A 22,207-nucleotide genomic window follows, 5' to 3' on the forward strand; every position below is an offset into this window, starting at 1 on the left:
AATTGAACACAACAATTATATACAAATCTAAAAGATCAATTTTAAACCAATCATTCCATTAATTCCCTGACTTGGATAGCCATGCCACAAATAAGCTTCAGCATTAAAAATATTATTCACATTGGCATAAAGCGATAACATATCATTCCACTTGTACTCTGCTCCCAAACCAAAATCAGCAATCGCATCGAGCTGAGCAGCTTTTCCATTCGTCATTACCGGTCTTTTGCCAACATAGATCAATCTGGCATTAAATAACCACTGATCGGTATACTGATAGCTAACCCTTGTTTCCATTTCAAAATTAGGCATATGCCATGGCTCTTCTAAGCCATCCAATGAATAATGTGTATATTTTGCCAACGTATAAAGATTAAGCTCTTCATTAAGCTGTAAATCGATTTCTCCAGTAAAACCTATTTTATACAAATCGTCGTAAACAATGGCATATTTATTAGAGTAATATGTTTGACTTAAGAGCCCTTCTTCAGAAACTGCAGCATTTGCCATAGAGAAAAAGTATTGATTCTCTATGTTGGTATACTCCATAGAAAATAAGGCACTCGATTCTTTAGATATTTTACTCTTAAAACCGCCATAAACTCTATAATTGGCACTTGTATTTTCAACATCCAAACCCGAATGAATGAATGGGTTCTCTTCTGAAATCGATCGTATCGTATTCAAATCCAAGTCTCCATCCAAACCGGCAAACATATTTAAAATGCGATCAACCAATACAAGATTAACTTTAAAATCAGGATAAAGTTTAAAATCAGAATCATTCCCTAAAACGGCTTGTGCCTTTACTCCAAGTCTCATATTGAACCCACCTAGTGTGATATTATAAGATGGATTAGCCATCCATAATGAGGATCTCACATCATGATCTTTGAGTTTGGAATCCCAATACACCAGATTATTGCTTTGAATAAAATTCAAAGAACTCTCCAATGACCACAAGCCTTCTCCAGCCTTTATTTCAGCAGTTCCACTCACCCACATATCCACTTCGCTCACATTATAATTATCACTAAAATAATCAAATGCAACACCAAGTTTATAATTCAAATCCTTAGCATCATTCAGAGTTTCATATGTCGTGTTCAAACCAAATTCATTGAATTTTTGATTACTGTAATCAAAGAGATTTTCCTTTCCCACAACACTCTCTGACAAAGGAGAACCATAATAATTAAACGATTTGTACTTATAAAAAATGCGAGAACTCAATTTGGCATCATCCAAATAATGATTGCCATAAATCTCTGCCAAAAATTCTCTCCAATCGGGCTTCACCTTTGTATTATCTTCTAATTCAAGCTTCCCATTACTGGAATAATGTTGCAAATGCAAGCCAAAATCTGTTTTCTTTGATTGTAAATTATTATAACGGTAATCCGCAAACAAAGTCGCGTAATTTCCTGCGGACAAATCAAAAGTATGCCCATGAACTTTTTTTAAGGGAGCCGTACTCATTTTAGCAGCCTGAATTGATCCTGGCTTAAAATTCACATCCAATGATTTGCTTCTGATTGAGTAATCAAAATGCTTTTTGATGGTCACTGTATCAACCACAGTAGGCATTTCACCAATTCGCTTCGACTTTTTAATCTTAGGCTTAAAATTGGTTCTGACCTTAACTTCTTTTTTTAAATCCCGTTGTTCCTGAGCCTGAGCAAACATGCACATGGCAACAACAATAACACCCGTCAATAAAATTGATTTTATTCTCATATGTTCGTCTAGTTTATTCTTTACTACTATCAACAACTCAACTAATCCTCAAGCTCTCCAACCATCTCGTTTAAAATCGATTTCGCATCATTTACAGATAAAGAGTCAGCCTTAACTTCTTGCTTAGTTTTAAGCTCTTTTTCAATCGATTTTGTCTTAGCTTTCGTGTTAGAGACATCTTGCTTGATTTTTTCCTGAGCATTCACATTCGGCTTCACCTTCTCTAAAATCGGCTCTAATTTTACCTTTGCTGCCTCTATAATACCGTCATCTTTTATTCCATAATTATCAATCACACTCTGGAGGGTATATCGCGCCTGAAACACATCTTTTTTATCCACAAAAATATCAGAAAGCAAAATGAAACTTTTACCCAACCAATAATGATGTGGCGAATTCATATCAATAAATTCATTGACTCTTTTCTCTGCCTCATCAATTTGTTTAGTTCGATAAAGCAGATCAGCTAATAGATATCTGGACTCTGCCCCTTCTTCACTCTGGACTTCTTTAGCCAATATTTGAAGATCAGTTTTTGCTGCCAAATCATTATTCAAAGCCAGGTAAGCTTTCGCTCTCTTGTACCGAATCTCTCTTTCTTCGTCTTTTGTTATTTTAGGCAAAAGCAACAAAGCTTTTGATTTAGAAATCAGCGACAAATAGTCCTTCAATTCGTAATTGCATCTAAACAGTCCCCAATCCGCGATCCTTTTATTATCTGAAATTTCAGTCTTTTGCTTTAGTAATTGAAAATAAGGCTTCGCCTTCAAATAATCCTTTTGTTCAAAATAAATTTGCGACAGTCCCAATAAAGCCTTCTCTGTATACAAGTTATCTCCACCATTAATCACCCTCTCAAAAGCCAGGATGGCTTCATTAAAATCCTTGCGATTAAAAGCGGCTTCTCCCTTATAATAAGCCGCATTGATTCGAAACATACCCTGTGGGAATTTCTCAAGATATTCAGAAAAAGCCAATGTTGCCTTCTCACCCTGCCCATCCATATACAAACGCTCAGCAGACAAATATGTCAAGGAATCTCTTTCAGACGTCATAACCCGATTTCCCTGCCCCAACGATTCTGTAAAAGCAAAATAAGACTGAACATCATTCATATCGATGTAAACATTCTTGATTCCCAACAAAGCACTTTGAGCATCGCTACTGTTTGAATAATCCCTCACAACCTGCTTATAGAACTTAATCGCTTCAGGGTAGTTTTTCTTGTTATAATTCAACTGCCCCAATTGCAATAGGGATTTTGCAATAAACTCACTATGAGGATACTCCGAAACTAAATTCTTATACAGTTTTAAAGCAGTCTCCTCATCAGCTTGCTTAACTTTTGCCTTAGCCAATTCGAAAAGAGCATCATCCTTATAGTCAGACTCAGGAAACTTTTTTGAAAAGTTACTTAAAAGTGTAATCTTCTCGTTCAACTGACCACACAAACCTCGTGACAAAGCATTTTGATATACGGCATAATCTGTTGACCAGTTATTCGCTTCGGCAGCCCTGGTATAATATTCAGCAGCCTTTTCGTAGTTTCTATCCAGAAAATAACAGTCCCCAATTCGATTCAAAACATCGGTTAAATACTCTGATGATTGACCATTCATTAACTGCTCATATTTCCGAAACCAAACAATTGCTTTATCATATGCATCCAATTCGAATTCGCAATAACCTAAATTGTAATAGGCATTATTAAAATAATTCGAATTACCGACACCAGGAGTTCCAATAAATTCCTGATAATTCTTGATCGCGATTAAATAATCTTCTGTTCTGTAATAAGCCTCAGCCTTCCAATACAAGCAATCAGCAGCGATATTTCTATTGTATCTCTTATAATTCAGGGCTTTATTTAAATACTGAAGCGACTCCTTGTATTTTGATTGTTTGAATAATTCCAACGCATAAAAATAAGCCACACGCTGGTAAGCCTCTTCAATGCGAGGCGACTTCTCTTTTATCATATCCATCGACTCCAAAGCCTGCTTATAACTCTTGGTCGTCATGTACACATCAACCAAAAAATCGTAAGCCTCATCATTTTCATCCGAGTTGGGATATTGAGTCAAATAAGCATCAAAAGCGCTTATTGCTTCATTGGTATCCGAATAGGATAATTCATAACTGACCTTTGCGAAATTAAAGAGAGCACTCTTTTTAATCTCCTCGTCAGCAGACATCTTTGAAGCCTTCTCAAAAGCAATTTTGGCTTCTTTTTTCTCTCCCAGTTTAAGAAAACAATCAGCCAAATTGTAAGTCGAAATTTGCAATACGGCATCCTCTTCCCCTTTTACTTTAGAGAATAACTGACTGGCATTTTTATAATCCTTTTCCTGATAATACGAGAATGCCAAAGCAAATACTTCTTCTCTATTGAGGCCAGCCTTATCCTGAATTAAATAAGGAATCGCTTCATCATATTTTTTTTGATTATAATAAGCTAAGCCAATCATCTTGGCAATCTCAGGCACCCTGTCAACATCTGCTTTCTTCAGAAATTTTGGTGCATATGCAATCAATTTAGTGTACTTCTCTTGCAAATAGTAGATCTGAGAGATATAATAAGGAATCAGAGGGGCATATATCTCATCATTCTCAAGTTTATCAAAAGCATTCAATGCGGTTTGATAGTTACCTTTTTCGTAAGCTATATGTGCGTAATAATAATTGGCTGCTAATTGAAACTCCCCCTTTTTATCAAGAAGTTCAAAAAAATATTTCCCGGCCTCATCCTTATTGTCTGTCTTAAAATATGAATATGCCTTTTTAAAGAAAAATTCATCTTTCTGTTCCTTTTCAATCTGATAAGCATCTGTCCTTTCAAACCAACCTATGGCTTTCTCATATTTTTTTTGATTGTATTTTTGTCTGCCTAACTGAAAGAATGCCTGATGTACAAAGACACTCCCGGGATATCTATCCAAAAAACTGAGCATCCCTTTCTCTGCTTCGGGACGAGAAAGCTCTATGGCGCAACTGGCCAGGTAGAATTCAGCCTCAATTTTTCTATCTGAAAAATCTTTTTCTTCAGCAGCCACTTGCTGAAAACAATAACGGGCGCCACCAAAGTCTTTACGCTTAAACAATTCATGTCCCTTTGTCCAATTATCAGAGTAAACCTGACTGGCAACATTTTTTTGTGCCAATGAACTTTTAAGAGGTGTTCCAAGTATAAATATAAAAATGATGGGGAATAGTAATCTTGGGCGCATATTGTCAATTATCATGGTGATTGAAATTAGCTTTGAAAAATGTGCTTAAAGATACAAAAACAGATAGCAGCTCGACTAGAAAAAGCCTTGTTTTAATAAAAATCTTATCTGACTCTAATAACGTCAGAAGATAGCATAAATTGTTCAATTATGCCTAATTGTTTTAAGATTTGGATAATTTTGAAACGATGGAAAGGCTATCCCAAATAATTTTCTAGATTTGTAGAACAGAGATATTACAAAGCCTTTAAGCCTGACAAAATCAATAAGAAGAATAAACTATGTCTGAAACTGCTATCATAAAACTAAATAATGCAATTATTCGCCAATCTGAAAACATCATTGTAAAAGATGTTGATTTAGAAATTGAGAAAGGTGAATTCGTATATCTTATTGGTCGTGTTGGCAGTGGTAAAAGCAGTCTTTTAAAAACCCTCTATGCTGACTTGCCACTTAAAGACGGCACAGGCAGTGTTGTTGGTTATTCTCTCCCTAAGATTAAAAATAAGCAAGTTCCCTTTTTAAGACGCAAAATTGGCATCGTTTTTCAGGACTTCCAACTCCTTACTGATAGAAATATCGAAGCCAATCTGCAATTTGTATTAAAGGCAACAGGATGGAAAAATTCTCAGGATATAAAATCTCGTATTTCGGAAGTGCTCGAAAAGGTAAAAATGAACAACAAAGGGTACAAAATGCCTCACGAATTATCTGGTGGTGAGCAGCAACGTGTTGTTATTGCACGTGCCCTATTAAACTCACCCGATATCATCTTAGCCGATGAACCGACAGGAAATTTAGATCCTGAAACATCTGACGATTTGGTTCGATTACTTCACGACATAAGCAAAAGTGGTAAAACCATCATTATGGCCACTCACCAACACGATTTACTGGCAAAATTCCCTGCCCGTGTGATTGAATGCAAGGATAGCCGAGTGATTGAAATCTCAAAAAACACAGCAGAAACTGTTATTGATTTTACGGAAACAGAAACTTTTGAATAGCGAGCCAGTATACAACAAAAAAGTGCAAGAGATCAGATCAAAACAATCTCTAATATTTCCTATTGCCTTTGTTAGTCTGATCTGGTTCCTGAAGTTTTTTGAGTGGGGACTCGATCTTAATTTTTATCGATTAGGGATATTTCCACTTCACACCAAAGGTCTACTCGGTATTATCACTTCCCCATTTATTCATAGCGATTTTGAACACCTAATGGCCAACACCATTCCAATCTTTGCTCTGAGCTGGGGGATTTTTTATTTCTACAGAAAACTAGCCATCCGTATAGTTTTGTACTGTTTGTTCACAACCAATATACTCCTATGGCTAGGTGGTCGTGAAGCTTGGCATATTGGGGCCTCTGGCTTGGTTTATGCCTTTGCATCCTTTCTTTTCTTTAGTGGCCTGTTCAGAAATTATTATAAACTGATTGCCATCTCCTTTGTTGTCGCATTTCTGTATGGCGGTTTGTTTTGGGGAATTTTCCCCGTTCTCAAAGACGTCTCCTGGGAAGGTCATTTGTTTGGTGGGTTTTCAGGACTTATCTATGCCTGGGCCTTCAGAAAAGAAGGACCTCAAAAACCTAAGGTTGTTTGGGATGAAGATGACACTATTCCCGAAGAAATTTGGAATCAGAAAGAGAACACTAATCCATAATTGCCATCTTCTTCATCAGAAATGAAGCATTTAGTTTTTGACTGATCCCTTTTTTCAACTTGTAATCAAAAATCAACTGGTCATTCGTCAGCTCTACCTCAAAACAATGATTATTGACGTACTTAGGATACTTATTCTCTAATTCGCCAATTACTAAATCATGTGTCGCTATCATAACAACTGCATTTAAACTGATCAACTTATCCAACAAACCCAGCGACCCCAATTGCTTATCTTTTGTATTGGTGCCTCTTAATATTTCGTCTAAAATCACCAATGTTTTGGGCTGTTTCTCTATATTCTCTATAATTTCCTTAATACGTACAAGTTCAGCATAAAAATAGGATTCATTATTCGACAGAGAATCTTGAATTTTGATGCTCGATAGAATTTGACAAGGGGTAAATCGAAAGCCTTTTGCACACACCGGAGCTCCATTCATGGCCAATATCAAATTCGTTGCTATGGTACGAAGAAAAGTACTTTTCCCAGCCATATTTGCTCCCGTAATAATATTTACACATGGCATTCCTCCATACTCAACTGAGTTATTCACTCTTACTGATGGTGCTAATAATGGGTGTCCCATATCCTGAGCATGTAAATAAAAATCTGAATCCAAAGCCTCGGGATAATTCACATCTGATTGATTATTATAAGCAAAGACAGCATAAGACATTAACGGTTCAATCTCTGCCAAAGCAATAAACCAAGTTGGAATAAACTGCTTATAGATTTCTTTCCATTTAATCAATCGAAATAGAATTTGAACATCGAAAAGGAATAAAGCATTTAGTGTTAACGAAACAATCCAATTGTAACGCAAATCAAAAGTATTCAGCAATTTAAATAGAGACTTCAAAACAAGACTGGCCTTAACATCCTGATTTGAAAGCTTCTGTTTGATTGAATTTAAATGGGGAGATTCGAAACTTTCGTTCTCTGTTAATTTAATAAGAGCGGTGTATTTTTTCAGTACCGAGGATGAATTTCCCAGATGAGCGTGAGATTTGTTAATAAGTTTCTTATTTGCACCAACAATAAACAGATTCAATAAAATGGGCAACAAAAGAGAACCTAGAGTAAATGGACCAAAGACTACAGCTGCTAACCACGACAGGCTAATCAGCGGACAAACAATAGACGAAACCTGCAAAAATCTCAGTTTAGATACGGGTTCGTCCAGCCATGCCTGCAAGTTAACCAACTCTTTTCCCGTTTCGGAAATAAGCATGGCATTTGCCTGAAAGTTCTGCACAAATTCATTTTTCTCACTCAATTCCTTAATAGCCTCTTGCTTCTTGAGAATTACATCCTCATCTAATTCAAACTGACAAAGACCGTTTGCAAATCGGTCTTTACCAATTTTTGTAAAACAACGATTTAAATATTGATAAAGAGATCCTGTCCCAAACAAATCGAAATCAGCCGATAAATACGGGTTTATCGCAGCGTATTCTGAACCATCTTCCTGATCTTTATAATTATGACTCAGATATTCTATTTCGTTCGCATTCAACAATCGTTTCTTAGACAAGAAATTAAGCTCACTTGCAAGTATCAAATCACGTTTAACCACATATATAAAGGACAATAAACATGAGAAAGACAGTGTTAAAAAGAAAGTAGTCTGCCTATGAAAAATGAACAAAGCTATAAACGCAACAAATGCCACAAAGGTAAAGAGCCTGAACAGTGACAAATAAACGATTTGTTTTTTAATCTCCTTTATTCTGAAATCAAGGCTAAGAATATTAGAACTGTAATGATCTACAGGATGAGTTTTCTGCATTGTAAAATATTTTGAGGATAAGTTGTTATCACGTGTTGTGTTCTTTGGTTTGACACAAACCACTCGTATGAATCCTCGCCAAATTTATGAATAATAGAAGGATAAACAATCAAAAAAAAAGATGCACCAAATGCATCTCTTTATTCCTAATTAAAATTTCACCCTCAGTCCCAAAACGCCGATATTGCCAGCTTCTGCAAAAATGCCCAAACGCCTACTGAAATCGTAGGAAGCACCCAGGCATCCCATAGTTTCAAACGTTGCAACAGCATCATCGCGACCAGCTCCTATACTACTTCCTGCATACAAATCGAAGTTAGAATTCTTGACCAACAAAGGGAAAATGTGGAAATTAACCCGAAAGCCTACATATATGCTACGATCTGCTTGAAATTTACCTTCCTTGAAAAAGGCATTACCCTGTAATCCCAAAGAAAAATATTTGCTTACACGGTAGGCATAACTCCCCTGGAAGCCATAGGGAGTCCAATCTTTATAGGTTGAAATACCGCCAGACATAACATGAACTGGATATTTAAAAATCACTTCACTATCTGTCTGGATTTCCTTCTTTTCTGCATCAAGATTTCCCACCACCACGGCTGGAGGATCCATCTTCTTCTTTTTCAAAACAGCCTCTACCTTTTCCAAAAGAGCTCTCACCTTATCCCAAAGAACATCTACCTTTTCTGAAAGAATCTTCACTTCTTCGGCAAGAGCCTCCACGTCTTTGGGCTTCTTGCTCTTTTCCATTAACTCATCGGTTTGATCAGGAAGATAGCTTAAGTTTTTTTTCCGATTAAGTGATTTATTGGTTTTATGTGCGGGTTTCTTGCCCACAAAGGAGGTTGGCATATTCGTTTTCGGCATCTTTTTCACTGATTCAACCACATGAGGTGGATCAGACACATCCTGCTTTCTGGTCTCTGCCGGTCTTTCTGTTACTGTTTCAACAACTGATGGGTTGTCATCTGTTTTTCTAGCTGTTTTGTCTCCGGGGCATTGTAGCAACAACAGCACACACACAACAATTACTGCTAAACCTAACAGTACGAACTTCGAAATTTTCCATGCTTTTTCTTTCATCATCTTTTGGTATAGGCTTAACTCCTAAGATGGAGGGAATGAATATCAATAGGCACCAAAACAATCTTAGATTCGAAAACCTAGCCTCTTGCTTTACAGCATTCCTGATTCATTAAACAAGTACAAGTTCTCAACTTTTACTACTAAGATAATGAATATATGCTTATTACATAATTTATTTTTTTAGCAAAAAAAAAGAGATACACCATAGTGCATCTCTCTCATTTATCTAAAAACAGGATTCCTTATTTCTTATAATATTTCATTGCTTCAGGTAAGAAAGCTTGCAAATTCTTCACACGTGTATCATCTGCAGGGTGAGTTGATAGAAACTCTGGTGGCTTTTGTCCACCACTCTCGCCCATACGTTTCCAAAAATCGATCGCAACAGCAGGATTATATCCAGCCATGGCCATGAAAATCAAGCCCATCTTATCGGCTTCTGTCTCATGTGATCTTGAGAAAGGAAGCATTACCCCTACATTTGAGACAGCACCAAAAGCCGTCATCCAGATTTGCTTCGTTTCCGCCGGCTTTTCATTCAATGCCATACTCAATCCAGTTCCCAAAGCCTGAATCCCCATCTGCTGACTCATTCTCTCGTTACCATGTCGGGCAATGGCATGTGCAATTTCATGTCCCATAACCACAGCCATACCGGCTTCGGTTTGAGTATAAGGTAATATCCCTGTGTAAAAGACAACCTTTCCTCCAGGCATACACCATGCATTGGGCGTATCATCTTCAACCAAATTAAATTCCCAGGCAAAACCAGCAATACGGTCAGCCATACCATTATCTTTCATAAAAATCTCAACAGCCTCGGCAATTCGCTTTCCAACATGCTTCACCATCTCCGATTGATCCTTATTATTGGATAATTTATTTTCCTTAAGAAAGCTATCGTACTGGGTCAAACTCGTCGCAATCATCTGATCTTCGGGAAATAAATTCATCTGCTTTCTCCCTGTAATGGGTACCGTAGCACATGCTGCTAATACCGTAACCAGGCACAGTAAGGCAATTTTCTTCATCATTATACTAGTCTTAAAAATTATTTGATATCGATACGTTTTATGATTTCATCCAGATTAGATGTCGGCAAAAAACAGGCTTTATCCTTACAAAGGTAAAGACTTGTTGTTTCATTACTAAATCTATTTTTCAACAAAGGCAAATCACTTTCTTTCTCACTCCCCAAAATCAGGACATTAGGATAAAATCTTTTATTAAACTCCTTCTGCAAGAATCTGGCTTTTTTACCGGATATAACCAGTTCATAGGGTGACTCAATCTGCTTTAGCATTAAATTTGCCCATTTCCCATGATAGGACAAGTATTTTAAGGTCTGCTCTTTCATATTGTCAAGCATCTGTTCCGATGTTTCAACATAATATTCATTCCCAAGCAGATTCCCTAAACGATAAAGAGACTCGGCCATGGCAGCATTTGAAGAAGGAATAACATTATCCATCACTTCCATTTTTCGAGCAACCAAGCCGGAATCCTCAGCAGAGGTGTAAAAGAACATACCTGATTTATCATCGTAGAAATTTTTAATGACATAAGCCATCATCTCATCAGCAACTTTGAGCCAACTCTCATCAAAACTAACCTGATACAATGCAATAAAAGCTTCCAATGTAAAACTATAATCATCAAGAAAAGCATTAATTCTTGAATCTCCTTTCTTATAAGTTCGGTACAACTGAACCCCCGATTGGATCATTTTATCTTTTATAAAATTTGCCGTTTGAATGGCCTTATTTAAATATACCTCATCTCCTAAGGCCTTATAAGCATCAACATATCCCTTTATAAGTAGTGAATTCCATGCCGTTAAAAACTTATCATCAAGACCTGGTCGAATTCTCTTAGACCTAGCGGCCAAAAGTCTCTTTTTCGATGTATCCATCAAGCTATCAAACTCATTTTCTGAAAGCCGGTATTTATCTAAGAGTTCTGATTTTTCCTTTTTGATATGAAGAATATTACCTTCATCCCAATTGGCAGCTTTTAAAACTTCATAATACTCAGAAAAAACAGGCGAATCGTCTCCCAAAATCTGATCGACTTCCACCTTTTCCCAGACATAAAATTTCCCCTCTACACCTTCACTATCCGCATCAAGCGCTGAATAAAAACCACCTTCATCCAAAGAAAGTTCCCTCTCAACAAACGCAATAGTCTCCATAACAACTCTCTTGTAAAGAGGTTTATTTGTTAATCGATAGGCTTTGGCATACAGACTCAAGAGTTGAGCATTATCGTAAAGCATTTTTTCGAAATGTGGCACCTTCCAATACTTATCAACAGAATAACGGGCAAAACCACCCCCAATCTGATCGTAAATCCCACCTTTAGCCATTTTATCGAGACTAAGCATAAGATGATTCAAGATGACCGAATCCTTTGAATAGAAGTAATAATTCATTAAAAAATCAAGTGAAATTGGCATCGGGAATTTAGGCGCTTTGTTCTCGCCCCCCTCCCTTTTATCAAAACTGGATTTCCAGGTTTCGACAGCTTCTCTGAGCTCCACCATATCATAAGGAGTATGAGCTTCTCTGGTATCAATCAGTCCACTTATTCGGATCCCTTCGGATATCTGATTAGCTGATCGCACAACCTTATCTTTCTCGGTGCTATAAGCATGATGAATGGCTTTGAGAATATTCGTCCAATTATCCCTTGAGAAATAGGTTCCCCCATAAAATGGCCTACCATCGGGCAATGCAAAACAATTCAGAGGCCAACCACCACGTCCGGTGATCAGTTGCACAGCATCCATATATATCTGATCGATATCTGGTCGCTCTTCCCTGTCGACTTTTACACAAACAAAGAATTCGTTCATTAATTTAGCAATCGCTTCGTTCTCGAAACTTTCGTGTGCCATCACATGGCACCAGTGACAGGCTGAATACCCTATACTTATTAATAAAGGTTTATTTTCATCTCTGGCTTTTTTCAGAGCTTCGTCTCCCCAAGGATACCAATCGACTGGATTGTGGGCATGTTGCAAAAGATAAGGACTGGTTTCGTTGACTAAGGAATTGGTATACTTTTCTTTCATTATATTTTTATGATTTTGAGCCTCAATACGATTCAATCCCAACACTATCAAAAGCAGAGGACATAGAATTAATAAGGCATATTTAAATCTATTACACATAGACATAAATATAGTCTTTATTTTTATTTGTTTTAAATAAACTAAACTGGAGTGTAAAAGAAAATACCAAAACCATTGGTAAAGAAGATGTTTCCATAAATGGAATGCTCTATAAAAACGGCATTTAAAGATCGGCTACGAATATAAGTCAGAGAAAACACGATACTCCCTACAAAAGTAAACACCAAAGCAGCCCAGTTTCTAAAAATAATATGCGCCATTGAAAAACAAAGCGCATTAACAAAAATCATAAACTGTACACTATTGAATAAAATCCTATAGCGGTGGTAAAAAAAGAACCGATAAATAAATTCCTGGGTAAAGGCTGACCAAATGGGATAAGTCAGAATAAGAACTAGCCAAAACCAAAAATTATGGAGGGGTAGCTGGAAAAAGACATCTTCCCGAAAGATGTAAACCCATAAAGAAGAAACCACTAAAAGAAAAAGGCTCTTTATTCCTATCTCCTTTAGAGAATAATAAGACTTTATTCGAAAGATACTTCGTGAAATATTCTTCCTATTATACATAACAACAAAACAGTATACAAAAGCAACAATCAATGGAAAGGCCTTATGAATTGGAATCAATTCAAAGAAGTATAAAAGTGGTAAGACAACAAAAAGTACCACAAACTCAGTCCAAAGATAAAGTCTCGACATATTATTAAATTAAAAAAAATGGTTGAAAGGGAATTCTACGAACCTGCTTATTTAAGATACAAAATTTCGCAGCCTTTCACAAAATTATTTATGATATACTCTTAATTAATACACACAACTCTCAGATCTATTTAACATCAATCTAAATTGAATACCAGAATCTATTTAGATTTTAATAGTCTTGATAAAAATTTGATCTTTGTATGACACAAAACATAAAAAAACTCAACGATATGAGCATCAAAGGAACAGAAACAGAAAAGAATCTCTTAAAAGCATTCGCAGGAGAATCTCAAGCAAGAGGACGTTACACTTATTTTGCAAAACAGGCAAAAAAAGAAGGCTACGAGCAGATTGCAGCTTTGTTTTTAGAAACTGCTGAGCAAGAAATGCAACATGCAAAAAGATTCTTTAGCTTTTTAGAAGGAGGAGAGGTTGAAATTACAGCGACTTATCCAGCCGGAAAAGTTGGTTTAACAACCGAAAACTTAAAAGCTGCGGCTATGGGCGAAAATGAAGAATACACCGAATTGTATCCTGAATTTGCCAGAATTGCTGCTGAAGAAGGTTTCAAAGAAGTGGCTGCAGCTTTCAAAACAATCGCAAAAGTTGAGCAAATGCACGAAACCCGATACCTTAAACTTCTTAAAAATATTGAAGAAGGTCGTGTGTTTGAGAAAGAGGAAAAAACAGAATGGTATTGCAGAAAATGTGGTTACGTTCACGAAGGAACAAAGGCACCTAAAAACTGCCCTGCTTGCCAACACCCACAAGCCTATTTCGAAGAAAAGAGTGAGAATTACTAGATAATATTAAGCTGCAAATCTAAGACTTGGAATCTTTTATTTGCAGCTTTTTTTTTATTATTCGTCATCCAATAGATCAGGACGCAAGCGTTTGGTTCTTTTATAAGCCTGATCCTCCTGCCAACGCTCTATTTTCTTATGATCTCCGGAGAGTAAGATCTCTGGAACTTTCCAGCCTCTGAATTCAGCTGGTCGCGTATAAAGTGGAGGTGCTAATAAATTATCCTGAAATGAATCAGTCAATGCAGAAGTCTCATCTCCCATAGCTCCTGGTAACAAACGAACAACACTATCGGTAATAATTGCAGCAGCCAGTTCGCCTCCTGTTAAAACAAAGTCACCAACTGAAATTTCCTTTGTAATAAAATGATCACGAATTCTCTGATCAATTCCTTTATAATGTCCACAAAGTATAATGATATTCTCTTTTAAAGAAAGTGTGTTAGCCGTTTTCTGAGTGTATTGCTCACCATCAGGGCTTGTGAAAATAATTTCATCATACTGTCGCTGATCCGTTAAACTCTCAATTGCCTTAACTATTGGCTCCAGTCGCATAACCATTCCTGCACCTCCGCTAAAAGCGTAATCGTCTACCTTATTATGCTTATCCTCGGAAAAATCGCGAATATTATGGATGTAAATCTCTACTACCCCTTTATCCTTTGCTCTTTGAATGATAGAATGTCCCAAAGGACTTTCCAATAATTCCGGCACAACAGTCAATATATCAATTCTCATCTTTTCTAAATTTTGCTCAAAAGTAGACATCCAACCTTATTAAAACAAAAAAATTAAACTCATAAAAAGAATTGAAGACAAATTGATATCATAAAAAGACAAATTGTACAAGGACTATATCCATTACCCGATTGTTTAAATACACAAAAAGCTTGTTACATGGTCGTTCCCTTTATATTAGCCAATAAATAATTATCCTTATTCCTTGATGTTTCATACTTTAATAACTAAATTCGTATTTGTAGTTCATAATACTACTCTCTATATTGTCAATTTAGTAAGCACTATACAGCCTACTTTTCAAGGAAAAGCACATGAAAGAACAAGATCTTACACCCTCACATGAGAATGAAACTGAGTCAAAAGATGAAATTCAGTCTGAAACCTCTCATGAACAATCAGATTCTCAGATTAAAGATGAAACTATTGAATCTGATTCAGATATTGATAATTCGGAAACAGAACTTCAGGAAACCCCTGACTATGCTTCTATGGAGAAGCATGAGTTAATTCAAAGATTAAAACTCATTCTTGAATCAGAATTGGATGATGACTCTAAAGAAAGAGCTGAGAGTATTAAAGTCCACTTTTATAAAAAACACAATGCTGCTTTGGAAGAACTAAAACGTCAGTTCATTCAGGAAGGTGGCTTAGAAAAAGATTTCCATCCTACACGGGATAAACAAGAAATTGAAATAAAAGACCTTCTCCAACAATTTAGAGAAAAAAAAGCTGAGGTGCACAAGAGTATTGAACAGGAAAAGGAAAATAATCTTAAGCAAAAGCTCTTAATTATTGATGAAATCAAACAATTAATAAACGGTCAGGAATCATTCGAAAAGACCTTTAATGAATTCCGAGCGCTTCAAAAAAGATGGAAAGATTATGGCATGGTCCCCTCTCAATCGGTTAAACACCTTTGGGAAAACTACCATCACGCCGTTGAAAACTTTTATGACTACATTAAAATAAATAGAGAATTGCGTGATATGGATTTGCGCAAAAACTATGAAGCAAAATTGGCCCTGTGTGAGAGCGCAGAAAAACTCCTTGAAGAAGAATCAGCAGTTAAGGCATTTAACGATCTCCAAAAACTACATGAAATGTGGCGTGAGGTTGGTCCTGTAGAGCGTAGCAAAAGGGACGAACTTTGGGAACGATTTAAAACGGCTTCAAACACAATCAACAAAAATCAACAGAATTTCTATAATGGTGTTCGTGAAGAGCAGATCTATAACCTTGAAAAGAAAACTGTCCTTTGTGAAAAAGTTGAAGAAATTGCGGCTCGTAAGTTAGATTCACATCAGGACTGGAGCGCCGCTTCCAAAGAAGTGCTTCAAATTCAACAAGAATGGCGTACCATTGGTTTTGCACCTAAAAAAGATAACAATTCCATTTACAAACGCTTTCGTGAAGCATGCGATCTGTTTTTCAGCAACAAACGCGATTTTTATGCAGAACACAAAGACAAATTAGAAGAAAATCTAAAACTTAAAATTCAACTTTGTGAACGTGCAGAAGAATTGCAAGACAGCACAGATTGGAAACAAACAACAAATGAATTAATTCGAATTCAGAAAAAATGGAAAAGTATTGGTATTGTTCCCAGAAAGGTTTCAAATGAGATTTGGAATCGATTTAGAAAGGCTTGTGATACCTTCTTCAACAATAAATCAGCCCATTTTGATTCCTTAGAATCGAAACAAGCTGACAACTTAAAAATTAAAAAAGCACTAATTGAAAAAATCAATGGATTTCAATTGAGTAAGGATAACGAACAAAACCTGGACACAATCAAGACATTTCAAAAAGAATGGTCTGCAATTGGTCATGTACCTTTAAAGAAAAAAGAACAAATTCAAAACGATTTTAATAAAGCAATCAATAGCTTGTATGATCAGCTAAACATTGATTCAAGCAATTTGGAGGTACAAAAATTCAAGCTTAAAATTGATTCAATTCTCGAAAGCAGAAAACCAGAAGACAAACTCATCCATGAGCGCAACAAGCTTTACAACAGAATAAAGCAACTTGAAAACGATATTACGCTTTGGGAAAACAACATGGGTTTCTTTTCCTTATCTGATAAGTCAAGCTCTATACTAAAGGAAATGCAAGAAAAAATTAATCAGGGGAAAAAGAACTTGAGCTTATTGAATCAAAAAATCAAAATCATTGATGATTTAGCCTGAAAAACAAGGCTATAAGAGAGCAGGATCGACAAGATAACAGTATTCAATCTATTCAAAAAACATGAGACACCTCTCTGATTATTCACAGAGGTGTCTCTTTTTTATAATAAGAGCCATTTTTAGTTCAAAAAATAGTTTTCCCAAACGCTATTTTTTGCCTATTTTTGCAGTTTTAATCAACCATTAAATCATACTTAAAGTGTCTGCAACTAAATACATCTTTGTTACCGGAGGAGTAGCCTCCTCATTAGGAAAAGGAATTATAGCCTCATCTTTAGCTAAACTACTACAAGGCAGAGGGTATTCTGTTACAAACCAAAAATTGGATCCCTATTTGAATGTTGATCCGGGAACCCTAAACCCATATGAACATGGCGAATGTTTCGTTACTGATGACGGAGCTGAGACGGACCTGGATTTAGGTCACTACGAACGTTTTACAAACATCCCAACATCTCAAGCCAATAATGTTACAACAGGTAGAATCTACAAAAACGTTATCAATAAAGAACGTAAAGGTGACTACTTGGGTAAAACCGTTCAAATAATTCCTCATATCACCGACGAAATCAAACGTAATGTGAAGCTTCTTGGAACCAAAAGAAAGTTCGATTTTGTGATTACAGAAATTGGCGGAACTGTGGGTGATATCGAATCACTACCCTATATTGAAGCGGTTCGTCAACTAAAATGGGAATTAGGAAATGATGCTATCGTTATACACCTGACTCTTGTTCCTTATTTGGCTGCATCAGGCGAGTTGAAAACAAAACCAACTCAACACTCAGTAAAATCGCTATTGGAAACTGGAGTTCAGCCAGATGTATTGGTTTTAAGAACCGAGCATGAGCTTTCATCTGATATCAGAAGAAAAGTCGCTTTATTTTGTAATGTCGACCCAAGAGCTGTCATCCAATCGATTGACGTGGAAACCATCTACGATGTTCCATTGAAAATGCGTGAGGAAAAACTGGATGCTATCGTTCTTGAAAAACTGGGTTTATCATCTGACGGAGAGCCCGAGCTTAAAGAATGGACGAAATTCTTAAAGAGACATAAAAATCCAAAATCAGAAGTTAATATCGGTTTGGTTGGAAAATATGTGGAACTTAAAGATGCTTACAAATCAATCGCAGAAGCTTTCATTCACGCTGGTGCGACTAATGAATGTAAGGTAAATCTAAAATGGATCCACTCTGAAAAATTAACTGATGCAAACTATCAGAACGAACTTAAAGACCTTAGAGGTATTTTAGTTGCTCCGGGTTTTGGTCACAGAGGTATGGAAGGTAAGATACTTGCCGTGAAATATGCGCGTGAAAACAATGTGCCTTTCTTAGGTATTTGTTTGGGTATGCAGGTTTCGGTTATTGAGTATGCAAGAAATGTTCTGAAGCTTGAGGATGCTGATTCATTAGAGATGAATCCACAAACACACAATCCGGTTATCAACCTTATGGAGGAACAAAAAAATGTAACTGAAAAAGGAGGTACAATGCGTTTAGGTGCTTACGATTGTCAGTTAAAAGAAGGTTCAAACTGTGCCAAGGCTTACAAAAGCTTAGATATATCGGAACGCCACCGTCATCGTTATGAATTCAACAATGAATACCTTGAAAAATTCGAAGCTGCAGGATTAACTGCAACTGGTTTTAATCCTGATACCGGATTAGTTGAAGTTGTTGAAATAAAAGATCACAAATGGTTTGTTGGTGTTCAGTTCCACCCAGAATATAAGAGTACCGTTATAAATCCTCACCCTCTCTTTGTTGAGTTTGTGAAAGTCGCTAAAAGCGAAAATTAATAAAGATTTATCAACAAGATAGAATGTCAAAAAAGATGATGCGTTTGCAAATCACACTGAGCGGTGGAAACAAACAACTCTCGCGCAAACTATCTAAACAGAAATTAATAAATGGATAAAAATTCAATTTGGGGATTAGTCATTATTGGGGCCATTTTGATTGGGTATACTTACCTAACCAAACCTTCGGCTGAAGAAATAAAGGCTAAGCAAACCCGCGACTCTATTGCTAAAGTCGAACAAGCACGTGATCTGCAATTAGAAAACGAAAAACTTAGTGCTTTAAAAGCTATTGAGGCTGAAAAGCAAAAAGATCCTGAACATCTACAGGAAACATTTGGTGTATTTTCTTCAGCGGCAGCTCAAAAAGAAGAATTTATCACACTTGAAAACAAACTTGTTAAGATTAAAGTAAGCAATAAAGGCGGACGTATTTACTCGGTCCAACTTAAAGATTACCAAACACACGACTCGTTGCCATTAATCCTTTGGGAAGGTGATAAGAATCGTTTTGGCATGACGTTCTATGCTCAAAACAAAGCAATTGACACTCAAGACCTATACTTCACAAATGAAGAAGGAATTGAAAACATCGATGCCAGCTCTCAGCAAAAAACCTTAAGCATGAAGCTTAGTGCCGGTGACGATCAATATCTTGAATATGTCTACACATTAGCACCTGATAGCTACATGCTCGACTTTGATATTAAAGCTATTGGTTTAAACAACATTATTTCTCGTAATCAGAGCACCTTAACTTTCAACTGGCAAGCTGATCTTTACGGTAAAGAAAAAGGGCGTAAAAATGAAGACATGTACACTGCTCTTTACTACAAATTTCATGAAGATGATGTTGATGATTTAGGAATTAGTGGAGAGAAAGAAGAAGATTTAACCACTCAGGTGAAATGGATTGCTTTTAAACAACAATTCTTCACGTCTGCTCTTATCGCTAAAAACACCTTTAAAGGAGTTAAACTGAAGTCTGTAGATATGGGGGAGCATTCTCCAATTCTTAAGAATTTCTCTGCTGAGATTTCACTTCCTTATAGTGGTGATGTGAAAGAGAGTTACCCAATGCAGTTCTATTTTGGACCAAACCATTACAAAACACTTAGAAAATATGGTAAGGACATCCAACTGGAGAAAGTGATCAATTTAGGCTGGGGTATCTTTGGATGGGTTAATAAATACCTTGTGATTGAAGTCTTCAACTTCCTTGAAAAGTACATGAGCAATTATGGTCTAATCATTTTGCTTCTAACTATTTTCATCAAACTGATTCTGTCACCTCTTACTTACAAGTCGTATTTATCATCAGCTAAAATGAGAGTTTTAAAACCTCAGATTGATGAAATAAACGAAAGAATACCAAAAGACAAGGCAATGGAGCGTCAGCAAGCAACAATGGCTTTGTATAAAAAAGTGGGAGTTAGTCCGATGGGAGGTTGTTTACCCATGCTGGTACAGATGCCAATCCTCTTTGCCATGTTCCGCTTTTTCCCTTCGTCAATTGAGCTGCGTCAGAAGAGCTTCCTTTGGGCATCCGACTTATCGTCTTATGATTCAATAGCGCAACTACCATGGCACATTCCAATGTACGGTGATCACATCTCATTATTCTGTATTTTAATGGCTATTACCAACTTAGTTTACACCAAGATGAATGGTCAGATGCAAACATCGACTCAGATGCCGGGTATGCAGGCTATGATGTATCTAATGCCGGTTATGTTCCTGGTATGGTTTAACAACTACGCAGCTGGTCTATCTTACTACTACTTTATTGCAACCCTATTTACAGTTGTTCAAACCTGGGCTATTCGTAAGTGGATGGTTGATGATGAAAAAGTATTGGCTATGCTGGAAGCATCGAAGAAAAAGCCGGTTAAGAAATCGAAATTCCAACAGCGTTTGGAAGATGCTGCTAAACAAGCAAACCAAAGAAAAAAATAAGGCAAGTCATTTTCTGACAAAAAAAAAGAGTCTCTTTCGAGACTCTTTTTTTTTGTGTTTATCTTTCATATTACCTGAATTATTTTTCTATACTCATTCAATATTGTAAGTCTACTTTCGCTCTGTTTTAAAAATAAAAAAGAGGGTAACGCCTCCCAAAAGGGAAATAATACTACCTGCAAATATTAAAGCTTCTCCAATACTAAAATGATCGCTATACCAACCTAAAAAAGGAGCGATAATGGCAAATAGAATTCGAATAATAAAGTTACGCAGGGAAAGCACAGTAGCACGCATATCAGAAGAGGTTATTCGATTGATATAGTCCTTAAGAATTGGGGTCGCAATCCCCCTTATGATATAAAAATAGAAAAGACAAATAATACCCAATTGTGTAGTCATAACTCCTGAGAGAATAAAGCCAGAAGAAAGTCCGATAACAATCAAGAGTGAAGTTCCTATTTTACCCAAACGGCTCTCAATTCGATGTGCAAAAAGGGCTGTAAAACCAACCGTTAAATTCAGAAGAGTCCATATCACACCAATACGCCCCACGTCAAAATTCAACTGCTTTAAATAGGGCTGAACAAACCAAGCTAAAGAAAGAGTCGCACAGCCAAAAATCGATGAATAAAGGATGTTTAACCTCAATTGAAGATTGTCCCATAAAGAATAGCGAACGATCTTTAAAATGTGGACAAAACCGCCTTTAGAATCTTTTCTAGGTCTTTCCACCTCCATCAACATCACAGAAGCCGGAATGGCCATAAAAGCAATAAAGATTTGAAATATGAAAGGAGTTCGTAAGCTGATTAATGCCAAACTTCCACCGGCTATTCCCGCAAGAGCCTCTGCAAAATTCCCAACCGACATCATTCGACTCTCTTGCTTCAAATACGTTTGTTCTTTCTTATCCTGTAACAAACTATCATACAATAGGGCGGAATCTGCTCCGGAGATGAAACTGGAGCCTATCCCCAAAACAAGCTCTGCAAATAAAAAGCCGTAAAAATTGGAACTGAAACTATAAACGACAAAACCCAAACAGCCCAAAACACTACCCATTATCAAAGTCTTCTTTCTCCCCCATATATCAGCAAAATACCCCGATGGAATTTCCATCACAACAACTGCAACTGAATAAAAAGCTTTTAGGGTTAAGACATTCTGCATGCTCAAACCATTTTCCTGATAAAAAAGAACAATAATGGGCATAGTTAGCATGAACCATTTTGCTAATTTGATGATATAGAGTTTGGGAATATTACTGGAATAGCTCCTCGACATGTGTGTATTTGTTTTGAATGAATACCTCCGAAAAATTCGAAACATGCGAATTTAATAAAGCGATCATCCAAAACAGACATCTA

General features: G+C 36.6%; 15 protein-coding genes. 6 read left to right on the forward strand and 9 right to left on the reverse strand.

The genetic code is table 11. The annotated features are described in order from the left end of the window. Nucleotides 1-27 precede the first annotated feature (27 nt). Nucleotides 28-1,737: a TonB-dependent receptor gene (locus tag EV201_RS06225; RefSeq protein WP_130306659.1), complete on the reverse strand. Its 1,710-nt coding sequence runs from the start codon at nt 1,735-1,737 to the stop codon at nt 28-30. A gap of 41 nt (nt 1,738-1,778) precedes the next feature. Continuing rightward, on the reverse strand, nt 1,779-4,979 hold the full coding sequence (locus EV201_RS06230) for a tetratricopeptide repeat protein (RefSeq protein WP_130306661.1): 3,201 nt from the start codon (nt 4,977-4,979) through the stop codon (nt 1,779-1,781). Nucleotides 4,980-5,245: 266 nt separating this feature from the next. Here EV201_RS06230 and EV201_RS06235 point away from each other — a divergent pair, with 266 nt between their 5' ends. Both EV201_RS06235 and EV201_RS06240 read left to right on the forward strand, forming a co-directional pair. Beyond that, the gene (locus tag EV201_RS06235) at nt 5,246-5,971 is read left to right on the forward strand and encodes a cell division ATP-binding protein FtsE (RefSeq protein ID WP_130306662.1); all 726 of its coding nucleotides are present in this window, start codon (nt 5,246-5,248) and stop codon (nt 5,969-5,971) included. A 22-nt stretch (nt 5,972-5,993) separates the two neighbouring features. Beyond that, nucleotides 5,994-6,626 (forward strand): rhomboid family intramembrane serine protease, encoded by a 633-nt coding sequence (locus EV201_RS06240; protein ID WP_130306664.1) that lies wholly within the window; start codon nt 5,994-5,996, stop codon nt 6,624-6,626. On the opposite strand, the gene EV201_RS06245 is transcribed toward EV201_RS06240, so the two are convergent. The 5 genes from EV201_RS06245 to EV201_RS06265 all read right to left on the reverse strand — a co-directional run bounded on the left by EV201_RS06245 (nt 6,616) and on the right by EV201_RS06265 (nt 13,341). Next, nucleotides 6,616-8,418, reverse strand: a complete 1,803-nt coding sequence (locus tag EV201_RS06245) for a MutS-related protein (protein WP_130306666.1) — start codon at nt 8,416-8,418, stop codon at nt 6,616-6,618. The two genes, EV201_RS06240 and EV201_RS06245, sit on opposite strands and share 11 nt — an antisense overlap. Before the next feature lie 150 nt (nt 8,419-8,568). Beyond that, nucleotides 8,569-9,507 (reverse strand): hypothetical protein, encoded by a 939-nt coding sequence (locus EV201_RS06250; protein ID WP_130306668.1) that lies wholly within the window; start codon nt 9,505-9,507, stop codon nt 8,569-8,571. Between the two features lie 242 nt (nt 9,508-9,749). After that, entirely contained in the window at nt 9,750-10,541 is a 792-nt protein-coding gene (locus EV201_RS06255) for a M48 family metallopeptidase (protein WP_130306670.1), read from the reverse strand. 17 nt (nt 10,542-10,558) lie between these two features. Beyond that, the gene (locus tag EV201_RS06260; protein ID WP_130306672.1) at nt 10,559-12,580 is read right to left on the reverse strand and encodes a thioredoxin domain-containing protein; all 2,022 of its coding nucleotides are present in this window, start codon (nt 12,578-12,580) and stop codon (nt 10,559-10,561) included. A gap of 140 nt (nt 12,581-12,720) precedes the next feature. Continuing rightward, complete coding sequence (locus EV201_RS06265) at nt 12,721-13,341, reverse strand: CPBP family intramembrane glutamic endopeptidase (protein ID WP_130306674.1); 621 nt, start codon at nt 13,339-13,341, stop codon at nt 12,721-12,723. Between the two features lie 203 nt (nt 13,342-13,544). Here EV201_RS06265 and rbr point away from each other — a divergent pair, with 203 nt between their 5' ends. After that, nucleotides 13,545-14,147 carry a rubrerythrin gene (gene rbr / locus EV201_RS06270; RefSeq protein WP_278043089.1) on the forward strand — a complete coding sequence of 201 codons (603 nt, stop codon included), beginning with the start codon at nt 13,545-13,547 and terminating at the stop codon, nt 14,145-14,147. Nucleotides 14,148-14,204: 57 nt separating this feature from the next. On the opposite strand, the gene trmD is transcribed toward rbr, so the two are convergent. Beyond that, entirely contained in the window at nt 14,205-14,885 is a 681-nt protein-coding gene (gene trmD, locus EV201_RS06275) for a tRNA (guanosine(37)-N1)-methyltransferase TrmD (protein ID WP_130306676.1), read from the reverse strand. Between the two features lie 314 nt (nt 14,886-15,199). Here trmD and EV201_RS06280 point away from each other — a divergent pair, with 314 nt between their 5' ends. From EV201_RS06280 to yidC, 3 genes are all read left to right on the forward strand, one after another. Then, a complete protein-coding gene (locus tag EV201_RS06280; protein WP_130306678.1) occupies nt 15,200-17,077 on the forward strand; it encodes a DUF349 domain-containing protein in 1,878 nt (625 codons plus the stop codon). Between the two features lie 199 nt (nt 17,078-17,276). Further along, nucleotides 17,277-18,881 (forward strand): CTP synthase, encoded by a 1,605-nt coding sequence (locus EV201_RS06285; RefSeq protein ID WP_130306680.1) that lies wholly within the window; start codon nt 17,277-17,279, stop codon nt 18,879-18,881. A 111-nt stretch (nt 18,882-18,992) separates the two neighbouring features. After that, entirely contained in the window at nt 18,993-20,837 is a 1,845-nt protein-coding gene (gene yidC, locus EV201_RS06290) for a membrane protein insertase YidC (RefSeq protein ID WP_130306682.1), read from the forward strand. A gap of 111 nt (nt 20,838-20,948) precedes the next feature. On the opposite strand, the gene EV201_RS06295 is transcribed toward yidC, so the two are convergent. Beyond that, nucleotides 20,949-22,124 (reverse strand): MFS transporter, encoded by a 1,176-nt coding sequence (locus EV201_RS06295; protein WP_130306684.1) that lies wholly within the window; start codon nt 22,122-22,124, stop codon nt 20,949-20,951. Between the last annotated feature and the right edge of the window lie 83 nt (nt 22,125-22,207).

This window comes from Ancylomarina subtilis (assembly GCF_004217115.1).
In the GTDB taxonomy this organism is placed as follows: Bacteria; Bacteroidota; Bacteroidia; order Bacteroidales; family Marinifilaceae; genus Ancylomarina; species Ancylomarina subtilis.